Source organism: Streptomyces sp. NPDC055103 (genome assembly GCF_053607625.1).
This window is the reverse complement of the sequence record NZ_JBSGTX010000009.1, coordinates 141,265-152,449: the sequence shown is the minus strand read 5'-3', so window position 1 is coordinate 152,449 and position 11,185 is coordinate 141,265. Positions and strand designations below refer to the sequence as shown.

At 71.9% G+C, this 11,185-nt stretch carries 10 protein-coding genes; 6 read left to right on the top strand and 4 right to left on the bottom strand.

Annotated features, from left to right (window positions below):
• The 3 genes from ACWFR1_RS09000 to pdhA form a co-directional block, all read right to left on the bottom strand.
• The coding region (locus ACWFR1_RS09000; protein ID WP_453548226.1) for a biotin/lipoyl-containing protein at positions 1-831 on the bottom strand (831 nt) is incomplete at its 3' end.
• Positions 832-862: 31 nt separating this feature from the next.
• Positions 863-1,843 carry an alpha-ketoacid dehydrogenase subunit beta gene (locus ACWFR1_RS08995; RefSeq protein ID WP_453548209.1) on the bottom strand — a complete coding sequence of 327 codons (981 nt, stop codon included), beginning with the start codon at positions 1,841-1,843 and terminating at the stop codon, positions 863-865.
• A gap of 2 nt (positions 1,844-1,845) precedes the next feature.
• A complete protein-coding gene (pdhA, locus tag ACWFR1_RS08990; protein ID WP_453548207.1) occupies positions 1,846-3,039 on the bottom strand; it encodes a pyruvate dehydrogenase (acetyl-transferring) E1 component subunit alpha in 1,194 nt (397 codons plus the stop codon).
• 340 nt (positions 3,040-3,379) lie between these two features.
• Here pdhA and ACWFR1_RS08985 point away from each other — a divergent pair, with 340 nt between their 5' ends.
• The 3 genes from ACWFR1_RS08985 to ACWFR1_RS08975 all read left to right on the top strand — a co-directional run bounded on the left by ACWFR1_RS08985 (position 3,380) and on the right by ACWFR1_RS08975 (position 5,784).
• A complete protein-coding gene (locus ACWFR1_RS08985; protein ID WP_453548205.1) occupies positions 3,380-4,039 on the top strand; it encodes a response regulator in 660 nt (219 codons plus the stop codon).
• Between the two features lie 224 nt (positions 4,040-4,263).
• Positions 4,264-4,752 carry a pyridoxamine 5'-phosphate oxidase family protein gene (locus ACWFR1_RS08980; protein WP_453548203.1) on the top strand — a complete coding sequence of 163 codons (489 nt, stop codon included), beginning with the start codon at positions 4,264-4,266 and terminating at the stop codon, positions 4,750-4,752.
• Between the two features lie 15 nt (positions 4,753-4,767).
• On the top strand, positions 4,768-5,784 hold the full coding sequence (locus ACWFR1_RS08975) for a phosphotransferase (protein WP_453548200.1): 1,017 nt from the start codon (positions 4,768-4,770) through the stop codon (positions 5,782-5,784).
• A gap of 64 nt (positions 5,785-5,848) precedes the next feature.
• Here ACWFR1_RS08975 and ACWFR1_RS08970 read toward each other — a convergent pair whose 3' ends face one another.
• The gene (locus ACWFR1_RS08970; protein ID WP_453548198.1) at positions 5,849-7,471 is read right to left on the bottom strand and encodes a protein kinase domain-containing protein; all 1,623 of its coding nucleotides are present in this window, start codon (positions 7,469-7,471) and stop codon (positions 5,849-5,851) included.
• Between the two features lie 277 nt (positions 7,472-7,748).
• Here ACWFR1_RS08970 and ACWFR1_RS08965 point away from each other — a divergent pair, with 277 nt between their 5' ends.
• From ACWFR1_RS08965 to ACWFR1_RS08955, 3 genes are all read left to right on the top strand, one after another.
• Positions 7,749-9,410, top strand: coding sequence for a protein kinase domain-containing protein (locus tag ACWFR1_RS08965; protein ID WP_453548195.1), 1,662 nt, complete (start codon positions 7,749-7,751; stop codon positions 9,408-9,410).
• A 130-nt stretch (positions 9,411-9,540) separates the two neighbouring features.
• The gene (locus ACWFR1_RS08960; protein ID WP_453548192.1) at positions 9,541-10,380 is read left to right on the top strand and encodes a hypothetical protein; all 840 of its coding nucleotides are present in this window, start codon (positions 9,541-9,543) and stop codon (positions 10,378-10,380) included.
• 95 nt (positions 10,381-10,475) lie between these two features.
• The gene (locus ACWFR1_RS08955) at positions 10,476-11,174 is read left to right on the top strand and encodes a PadR family transcriptional regulator (protein ID WP_453548189.1); all 699 of its coding nucleotides are present in this window, start codon (positions 10,476-10,478) and stop codon (positions 11,172-11,174) included.
• Positions 11,175-11,185 lie beyond the last annotated feature (11 nt).

Genomic DNA, 11,185 nt, shown 5'->3' with positions numbered 1-11,185 from the left:
CGTGACATGCGGGGCCGTGAACGCCGAACCGACCATCGCCGCCGCCGTCACCTTCCGCACACCCTTGATGGGGATACGGATCTCCCGGGCGTCCGACGAGACGGGGGCCGCCGCGGCGGGAGCCGGAGCCTGGACGGGGGCCGGAGCGGGAGCAGCCACGGGGGCCGGGGCCTCGACGACCGGTGCGGGGGCGGGAGCCGCCGCCGCGTGGACGTCCTCGCGGGTGATGATGCCGTCCGGGCCGGTCGGGGTGACCGACGCCAGGTCGACGCCGAGGTCCTTGGCGAGCTTCCGGACCGGCGGCTTGGCCAGCGGCCGGCTGCCGACCGGCCCGTGACCGTTGAGCTGCTCCGGGACGGAGGCGAGGACCGGGGCGGCGGGAACAGCCGTCGCGGCGGGGCCCGCCGGTGCCTTGCGCGGGCGGCGCTTGGTGGAGCTCGCCGCCACGCCGTAGCCGACGAGGACGGGCTGACGGCCCTTGGGCTCGTCGTCCTCGGCCGCCAGGCCGGCGGGAGTGGCTGCTGCGGGGGCGGCGGCTGCGGGGGCCGCCGGGGCGGCCTCGGCCACCGGGGCCTCGGCCACGGGAGCCTCGGCCTCGGGCGCGGCACCGCCGCCCACGTTCACCGAGATGATGACCTCGCCGACGTCGACCGTCGTCCCCTCGGGGAAGCGCAGCTCGTGGACCGTGCCGTCGAAGGGGATCGGCAGCTCGACGGCGGCCTTGGCCGTCTCGACCTCGATCACGACCTGGCCGTCGGTGACGGTGTCACCGGGCTGGACGTACCACTTGAGGATCTCGGCCTCGGTGAGGCCCTCGCCCACGTCGGGCATCTTGAATTCGCGGATCGTCACGATGCTCTCCTCAGTACGCCAGCGAGCGGTCGACGGCGTCGAGCACGCGATCCAGGCCGGGCAGGTACTCCTCCTCCAGGCGCGCCGGCGGGTACGGCGCGTGGTAGCCGCCGACCCGCAGGACGGGAGCCTCCAGGTGGTAGAAGCAGCGCTCGGTGATCCGGGCGGCGATCTCGGCGCCGGAGCCGAAGAACACCGGCGCCTCGTGGACGACGACCAGGCGGCGGGTCTTCTCGACCGAGGCCTGAACGGTGTCGAAGTCGAGCGGGGAGATCGAGCGGAGGTCGACGACCTCGATCGACTTGCCCTCCTCGGCGGCGGCCTCGGCCACCTCCAGGCAGGTCTTCACCATCGGGCCGTAGGCCACCAGGGTGAGGTCCGTGCCCTCGCGGGCGACCCGGGCCCTGTGCAGCTCGCCGGGGATGGCCTCGGTGTCGACCTCGCCCTTGTCCCAGTAGCGGCGCTTGGGCTCGAAGAAGATCACCGGGTCGTCGCTCTGGATCGCCTGCTGGAGCATCCAGTAGGCGTCCGAGGAGTTCGCCGGGGTGACGACCTTGAGGCCCGCGACGTGCGCGAAGAGCGACTCGGGGGACTCGGAGTGGTGCTCGACCGCGCCGATGCCACCGCCGTACGGGATGCGGATGACGACCGGCATCTTCACGGTGCCGAGCGAACGGGCCCGGATCTTCGCCAGCTGGGTGACGATCTGGTCGTACGCCGGGAAGACGAAACCGTCGAACTGGATCTCCACCACCGGGCGGTAGCCGCGCAGCGCGAGGCCGATCGCGGTGCCGACGATGCCGGACTCGGCGAGCGGGGTGTCGATGACACGGTCCTCGCCGAAGTCCTTCTGCAGACCTTCGGTGATCCGGAAGACACCGCCGAGCTTGCCGACGTCCAGGCCCATGATGAGGACCTTCGGGTCGGTCTCCAGGGCCTTGCGCAGCGACTCGTTGAGCGCCTTCGCGAGGGGAAGCTTCTGAACAGCCATGATTACTCGGTCTCCCCGTTCGCGAAGGACGCCTCGTAGGCGGCGAACTGCGCGCGCTCCTCGTCGACGAGCGCGTGCCCGTCCGCGTACACGTTGTCGAAGATCGCCATGTGCTCCGGGACGGGCATGGCGCGCACGACCTCGCGGACCTGCCTGCCGAGCGTCTCGCTCTCCGCTTCCAGCTCCTCGAAGAAGGCCGCGTCGGCGTGGCCCTCGTTCTCCATGTACACCTTGAGGCGCTGGATCGGGTCCTTCGCCTCCCAGGCCTCGCGCTCCTCGTCCCGGCGGTACTTCGTCGGGTCGTCCGAGGTGGTGTGCGCGGCCATGCGGTAGGTGAACGCCTCGATGAGCGTCGGGCCCTCGCCGCGGCGGGCGCGCTCGAGCGCCGACCGGGTCACGGCCAGGCAGGCGAGGACGTCGTTGCCGTCGACGCGGACGCCGGGGAAGCCGAAGCCGGCGGCGCGCTGGTAGAGCGGGACGCGGGTCTGCTTCTCGGTGGGCTCGGAGATGGCCCACTGGTTGTTCTGGCAGAAGAACACGACCGGGGCGTTGTAGACCGCGGAGAAGACGAACGCCTCGTTCACGTCTCCCTGGCTGGAGGCGCCGTCACCGAAGTACGCGAGCACGGCGGAATCCGCGCCGTCCTTGGCGATACCCATGGCATAGCCCGTGGCGTGCAGGGTCTGCGAGCCGAGGACGATCGTGTACAGGTGGAAATTGTTGCTGCTCGGATCCCAGCCGCCGTGGTTCACACCGCGGAACATTCCCAGCAGGTTCGTCGGGTCGACCCCGCGCACCCAGGCAACGCCGTGCTCACGGTAGGTGGGGAAGACGTAGTCGTCGTCCCGCAGGGCGCGGCCGGAGCCGATCTGGGCGGCCTCCTGGCCGAGCAGCGAGGCCCACAGGCCCAGCTCGCCCTGGCGCTGGAGGGCGGTGGCCTCGGCATCGAAGCGGCGCGTGAGGACCATGTCGCGGTAGAGGCCGCGCAGTTCCTCGGCGCTCAGGTCGATGTCGTAGTCGGGGTGCTGGACGCGCTCTCCCTCGGGCGTCAGCAGCTGGACGAGCTCGGGCTCCGTCGCTACCGCCTCGGCGCGCGTGCTCGTCTTCTTGGTGGTGCTCGTGCTCGCGCTTGCGGTGCGCTTGGTGCCGCTGCTGCGTCGCGTCGTTTTGCGCGCTGCAGTGCTCTCCACGGTCACTACGTGCTCCTCCGTCGGTCCGGCCTCCGGGTTCGCCGGTAGACCAGTGCGGCTCTCCGCCCTATCCGTACCCTTCGCACGGGGTGGGTGCGACGCGGCCGGGGTCAGGCGTGACAGGTGCCCCGGCGAGAGCCCTGTCCTAAGCACGTTACCCACAGTGCGGCATTCCTGCGAAACCCCACTTGACCTGCGATTTTGCTTGGATTTCCAAGTAAATCGAGAATTGTGGGAACAGTCGCTGGTCAGCGCGTCGGCAACGGCCAGAAGGGCCACCGGAACATCCGGCACGTTATCCCGCGCACCCCGGGCGCGGGAAGAGCCAATATGTGAGACTGACCGGGTGCGCGAAGAGGGAAAAATCCGGGTATTTCTGCTGGACGACCACGAAGTCGTCCGGCGCGGCGTCCACGAGCTGCTCTCCGTGGAAGACGACATCGAGGTGGTCGGAGAGGCCGGGACGGCTGCGGACGCGCTGGTCAGGATCCCCGCGACCCGCCCCGACGTCGCCGTGCTCGACGTCCGGCTGCCGGACGGCAGCGGGGTGGAGGTGTGCCGCGAGATCCGTTCACAGGACGAGGACATCAAGTGCCTGATGCTCACCTCGTACGCCGATGACGAGGCGCTGTTCGACGCGATCATGGCCGGGGCCTCGGGATACGTCCTCAAGGCGATCCGGGGCAACGAGCTGCTGAACGCCGTGCGGGACGTGGCGGCCGGCAAGTCGCTCCTCGACCCGGTGGCGACCGCGCGCGTACTGGAGCGGCTGCGTGACGGCAACAACCCGAAGGGCGACGACAAGCTCGCCCACCTGACCGACCAGGAGCGCAGGATCCTGGATCTGATCGGCGAGGGCCTGACCAACCGGGTCATCGGCGAGCGGCTCCACCTTGCGGAGAAGACCATCAAGAACTACGTCTCCAGCCTGCTGTCGAAGCTGGGCATGGAGCGCCGTTCCCAGGCCGCCGCGTATGTGGCACGGCTCCAGGCCGAGCGCCGCTGAGGCCCGCACGGCCTTCCGGGCCCCGGGGGCGACAAGGGCCTGTCCGGCACTGATCCGCCGGACAGGCCCAAGGCCCCCGAGGCCCTCCCGGCCCCGGTGCCGCCCGTGCCTCACCCGTACGGACCAGTCCGGGGCCGACGGCCCGGGTTCGGGACCTACGTCCCCGCCAAACCGGGGCGGGGGCCCCTTTCCCGACACACCGCCGGTGCCGGAGAGTGGTAGCCATGTCCACCGAGGAGATCCGCGCCATCGAACTGCTCGGCCGTGTGTCGTACGGCCGGGTGGCGACGAGCATGCGAGCGATGCCCTTCGTCGCCCCAGCCCGGCACATCGTGGCCGAGGGACGCGTCCTGATCCGGATGCACAGAGGACTCGGCTACCACCGGGCCTGCAACGGCAGCGTCGTCGCGTACGGCGCGGACAACTTCAACACCGGAGCCGAGAAGATCTGGGCCGTGCAGTTCACCGGCACGGCGGAGATCGTCGAGCCGACCGAGGAGCAGCTCACGGCCTTCGGGCCCGAGCCCCGGGCCGTGGACGACGAGCCCTTCGAACCGGTCTACCTGCGCATCGAACCGCAGTTCGTGACCGTGCACGAGCTCGACTACTCGGCCGGTCACCCCGCCGGCTCCGCCGACCGCCCCGTCGAGCTGCACTCCGCGGAGCACTCCCTCGAGCGTTCCCTGCAGCGACATCTCCACCACGTAGCGTGATCTAACATCTGCGGGGTGCCGCGCTCATCTGCAACCCTCGCTCCGCCTGTCGGCGCCCTCCTCCGCCGCTACACGGCCGCGGGCGAGCCGCTCTCCTGCGAACCCGTGACCCAGGGCCTGCTCAACCGCGGCTACCGCCTCTCCACCACGCGCGGCGCCTACTTCCTCAAGCAGCACCTGGACGCCCCCACCGCCGACCGCGCCACGATCGTCCGGCAGCACCGCGCCACCCAGCGGCTGCACGCCCTGGGCCTGCCGGTGGCCCCGCCGCTCGCCGACAGCCAGGGCCGTACGGTCGCGGTCATCGACGGCCTCTGTTACGCCCTGCACCCGTGGATCGACGGACGGCACCGCGACGGCGCCCAGCTCTCCACCGGCGGCTCCCGTCGGCTCGGCGCCCTCTTGGGGCACGTCCACACCTGTCTTGAGCGGGTCATGGAGTCGCCGCCGCCGGGGGACGACCACGAGAGCGCCCGCCCCGAGGACACCTTCCGCGCCATCGAGGAGCTGATCGGCCTCGCTCGCGCGCACCGGCCCCACGACAGCTTCGACGCGCTCGCCGAGCACCGGCTGCGGGAGCGCCGCCGGCTGCTCGCCCAGCACGCCCATCACCGGCCCCCACCGGCCGCCGCCTCGGGCTGGGTGCACGGCGACTTCCACCCGCTGAACCTGCTCTACCGGGGCGCGGAGCCTGCCGCGATCGTCGACTGGGACCGCCTCGGGGTCCGCCCGCGGGCCGAGGAGGCGGTGAGGGCCGCCGCCATCTTCTTCGTACGGCCGGGGGGCGAGCTGGCCCTGGAGAAGGTGCGGGCGTACGCGCGGGCGTACCGGCGGGCGACGGGCGCCGACGGTGCCGAGCTGGCCGCGGCGGCGCACCGGGTGTGGTGGGAGCGGCTCAACGACTTCTGGACGCTGCGCTGGCGCTACCAGCTGCACGACCGAAGGGCCGACCCGCAGTTTCCCGCGGTGTCGGCCCTGGCGGTCTGGTGGACCCGGGAGTACGACGCCGTACGCGACGCCTTCGCCGGCTGAACGGCCGGCGGACGCCGGGCCGAGCGGCCGGCGCCGTTCGGCGTTCGGCGTTCGGCGGGCGAGGTCAGCCGGTGGTGGAGCCGCCCGGCGGCGGGGTGTCCCCACCGCCGCCGTCGTCGGTGGGCTCGCCGGTCGGGTCGACCGGCGGCGCCGTGGTCTTCGTCGGGTCCGTCGGCGGCTCGGTCGTCGTGTCCGTCGGCGTCGGCTCCGTCGGAGCCGTGTCCGTGGGTGTCGGCTCCGTCGTCGCCGGCTCCGTCGTCGGCGGCTCGGTCGTCGGCGGCTGCGTGGTCGGCGGCTGCGTCCACGGCGGCTGCGTGGCGCCCCCGGTCGAGGTGTCCGGGCCCGTCGACTCGTCCTCGGTGGAGGGCTCGTCGGAGGGGGCGGGCTCCTCGGATGCGGTCGACGGCGAGTTGGAGATCGACGTCGGCGTCGGCGACACCTTGTCGCCCTCCTTCGCCTTGTCTATGGCGTAGACGACACCCGCGACGACCGCGATCAGCGCGAGCGCGATGAAGAGGATCAGCTTGCCGCGACCGCCCTTGCCGCCGTTCGAGCCGTACGCCCCGTCCTGGCCGTAGCCGCCGGTGCCGCCCGTACCGCTGTCGTAGCCGTACCCGCCGACGCCCCCGTCGTCCGGGTTCATCTGGGGAAGGATCCGGCCCTGCGCGGTCTCCCCGTGCATGGGGTGACCCATCGCGGTCGTCGCGGCCACGCCGCCCATCGGCGTGTGCCCGCCGTCGTGCATGTCGACGGGGCCGGTGTTCCACGTGCCGGTGTGCCCGCCCTGCTGCTGGAGCATCTGCAGGCCGTACTGGATGAGCCCGCGCATCTCCTCGGCGCTCTGGAACCGGTCGTCCGGGTCCTTCGCGAGGGAACGCATCACCAGGCCGTCGAGCTCCGGCGGCACACCGGGCGTCACCTCGGACGGCGGGACCGGCGCGTCCTGCACGTGCTGGTACACGACGGACAGCGGCGTCTCACCCGTGAAGGGGGGCCGCAGCGCGAGCAGTTCGTAGAGCAGGCAGCCCGTCGCGTACAGGTCGGAGCGGTGGTCGACGGCCTTGCCGAGCGCCTGTTCGGGGGAGAGGTACTGCGGCGTGCCCATGACCATGCCGGTCTGCGTCATCGTCGACTGCGCGCCGTGCAGGGCGCGGGCGATGCCGAAGTCCATGACCTTCACGGCACCGCTGTGCGTGATGATGACGTTCGCCGGCTTGATGTCGCGGTGCACGATGCCGTGCTGGTGCGAGTAGGCCAGCGCCTCCAGGACGCCCGAGACGATGATGAGCGCCTGCTCGGGACCCGGCGCGTCGGCGCTGATCAGCAGGTCGCGGATGGTGCGGCCCTCGACCAGCTCCATCACGATGTACGGTACGGGCCGGCCGGCCACGAGGTCCTCGCCGGAGTCGTACACGGCGACGATGGCATGGTGGTTGAGTCCGGCGACCGACTGCGCCTCACGCGTGAAGCGCGCCTTGGAGACCGGGTCCTCGGCGAGATCGGAGCGGAGGAGCTTCACCGCGACCGTCCGCCCGAGACGCACGTCCTCGGCGGCGAACACCTCGGCCATGCCGCCACGGCCCAGACGGTGCGTCAGCCGGTATCGTCCGTCACCGACGACACCACCGACACCCCACGACTCGGCGCCGTCCGGCACACCGCCACCTGCTCCGGATTCGGGTGCCATCAGTCCTCGCCGTCGTCTGTCGTGCCGTGTCCAGTCGTCACGCTACAGGCTCCGTACGACATCACGGTCCGCGATTGACCGGCCATCCAACCCCGCCCATGTACACCTGTGCAAATTCGACGGGTTTCCCCGGACACTTCGGGAACGCTGCGAAGACGCGGCCTGTGCGGAGGGTCACGGAACGGGCACGCGGCTTGACGTGTCGGTGCCCTGGGGCAGACTTGGCCAGGAAATTCCGGAATTCGACGCCGCCACGCGCGCGTAGGGGGAAGCACAGATGAGCCAGGACGGCGCACAGGGCCGCTATGCGGGCGGTTCGGTCGCGGGCGGCCGGTACCAGCTGCGCGACCTCCTCGGCGAGGGTGGCATGGCGTCGGTGTACCTGGCCTACGACAGCGCCCTCGACCGACAGGTCGCGATCAAGACACTGCACACGGAGCTCGGCCGCGAGGCGTCCTTCCGCGAGCGGTTCCGGCGCGAGGCGCAGGCCGTCGCGAAGCTGTCACACACCAACATCGTCTCGGTCTTCGACACCGGCGAGGACACCCTCGACGGCGCCGTCATGCCGTACATCGTCATGGAGTACGTGGAGGGGCAGCCGCTCGGCTCGGTCCTCGCCTCGGACGTGCGGCAGTACGGCGCGATGCCCGCCGACAAGGCCCTCAAGGTCACGGCCGACGTGCTGGCCGCCCTGGAGGTCAGCCACGAGATGGGCCTGGTCCACCGGGACATCAAGCCGGGCAACGTCATGACGACCAAGCGCGGCGTGGTCAAGGTCATGGACTTCGGCATCGCGCGGGCCATGCAGTCCGGGGTCACGTCGATGACGCAGACCGGCATGGTCGTCGGCACCCCGCAGTACCTCTCCCCCGAGCAGGCCCTCGGCCGCGCGGTGGACGCCCGTTCCGACCTCTATTCGGTCGGCATCATGCTCTTCCAGCTGCTGACGGGCCGTCTCCCCTTCGACGCCGACTCGCCGCTGGCCATCGCGTACGCACACGTACAGGAGGAGCCGGTCGCCCCGTCCTCCGTCAACCGCGCGGTGACGCCGGCGATGGACGCGCTCGTCGCCAGGGCGCTGCGAAAGAACCCGAACGAGCGGTTCCCGAGCGCCTCGGCGATGCGCGACGAGTGCCTGCGGGTGCTCTCGGCCGGTCAGACCGGCGCCCCGATGATCGTCCAGGGCGGTCCGGTCAGCAGCGGCTCGGGCGTCGGCTCGGCGGTCTTCCCGCCGATCGGCCAGACCCCGCCGCCCGCCCCGCACGGCGTACAGCAGCCGTACCTGCCGCCGACGCCGCAGCCCGGCCCGTACGGCCCCGCGACCCCGGCGCCCGGCCCGTCCTACGGGTACCCGCCGCAGGCCCCGACGCCCGCGCCGGTCTACCAGACCGCGCCGACCCCCTCCCCGTACTCCACGGGCCCGATGCACACGCCGTCCCCCGCGCCCGCTCCCGCTCACGTTCCGACGGGCGGCGGCTCCCGCCGGAACACCCCGGTGCTCGTGGGCGCCGTCCTCGTCGCGCTCCTCGCGATCGGCGGACTGATCGTGGTCCTCAACCAAAAGGACGACCCGGGTGCGAACGCGGGCGGCACCGGCGGCCCCACCGGCACCAGCACGGCGGAGACCCAGACGGCGAAGCCCGGCCACAAGGGTCCCGACCTGACCAAGACCATCGACGTGAAGAAGTGCACCCAGCCGTCGGAGTCGAGCGACGACCCCGCGAAGTTCGAGGTACCCAACTTCACGTACAAGAACATCCAGTCGGTGAAGGACTGCATCCAGGCGGCGGGCTGGAAGATCAAGACCCAGCGCCCCGTCGACGAGGCGACCTACGGCGAGGGCACGGTCTTGGAGCAGTACCCGCCGGCGGGCGAGGACATCACGGACAAGGACGCCGACTTCACCCTCAGCATCTCGTCGGGCAACCCGCCGCAGTAGTCAGCAGCACCAGGAGTCGTCAGGAGTAGTACGGACTCCGTAGTACGGACTCCTCCCGGATGCCGGAAGTGTCCCGGCATGTGACGCTGAGTCGACACCTCGGCGGCTCGGTACGGGAGGGGGTCACCCGGTGACTCCAGCACTCCGCAGGAAACGGGCGCGGGCCCTCGGCCCCGCGCTCGCCTGCACGTTCGCCTGCGCACTCGCCCTGTGTGCCGCGCCCGTCGCGTACGGGGCGGAGGCGCCCGGCGGTACGCGGGCGGTCGCATCCGGCGGTACGCGGATGGCCGCGCCTGGCGGTACGCGGGCGGCCGCATCCGGCGGTACGCGGATGGCCGCGCCGTCCGCGTCCTCCGAGCCGCGTCCGCCGTCCGCCCCGTCCGGGCCCTCCACACCGCCCGCACCGCCCGCCATGGGGACGACGCCCTCCTCCGCGACGCCGGCCGACCCCACGCTCCCCGCTTCCCCCGCCCCCGGGACGGGGACCGCCTCGCCCGGGCGCACCGGCGGCCCCGGCACTCCCGTCCCGCCGGCGCCCGCGCCGACCGGCACCGCGTCGTCCTCCCCCGCGGCGCCGAGCTCCACGCCCACCGACGCCCCCGCCCCCAGCGCGTCCGCTTCGCTGGCGGGCCGGCCGGCCGGAGAGGGCCGCCCGCGGCCCGGCCGCTCCGGGACGGCGCCCGCCGCGCCGCCGAGCTCCACCGCTTCGCCCGACCCTTCTCGTACCAGGACGGCAACAGACTCCGGCACGGACGAGGCCGTCGAGGAGGACGTCGAAGCGGTACGCGAGGAGGACGAGGTCCTGACCGAGGGGGCGCCCGCAACCCGGCCCGCCGCCGCGCCCCAGATGGCGACGGAGACCGCGGCCCCCTTCGCCGACCAGCGGATTCCCGTCCTCACCCTGGGTGTGGGCATGGCGCTGATGGGGCTCGGGATCGGCTTCCTGGGGCTCCGCATGCGGCGCCGCTGAGCCGCCACCGCTCACCGGGTCCCTCTTGAGTCGGACCCTCCCCTTCCGTCTCAGGACGGTTGTCGGCGACCACATACTCGGTATACATACTGAGTATGTCGATCCGTCACGGGCTGCTGGCCCTCCTCGAACGCGGCCCTCGCTACGGCTCCCAGCTCCGTACGGAGTTCGAGTCCCGCACCGGCTCCACCTGGCCGCTCAACGTCGGCCAGGTCTATACGACCCTGAGCCGTCTGGAGCGCGACGGCATGGTCGTGCAGGGGGGACAGGACGAGGCGGGTCACGCGCTCTACACGATCACCGACGCCGGCCAGACCGAGCTCAGGACCTGGTTCGAGAAGCCGGTGGACCGCACCAGCCCAGCCCGTGACGAACTGGCCATCAAGCTCGCGATGGCGGTGGGCGCGCCCAGCGTCGACATCCGCGACGTCATCCAGTCCCAGCGTCGGCACACCGTGAGGGCGATGCAGGACTACACCCGGCTCAAGGCCCAGGCGCTCGTCGCCGTCGAGGGCGCCGGCGCGCGGGAACGGGACGACGTGGCCTGGCTGCTCGTCCTGGAGCAGTTGATCTTCCAGACCGAGGCCGAGGCGCGCTGGCTGGACCACTGCGAGTCCCGGCTGATCCGCATGTCGACGACGCCCACAGCACCCACAGCAACACCGACGTCGACGCCCACACCGACGCCCACACCGACACCCACACCGGCTCCGGCACCGGCTCCGGCGCCCACACCGGCTCCGGCTCACCCGAGCACGACCGCCCCGACGTCGGCCTCGGGCGGGGCGCACTGACCGCACGGTCA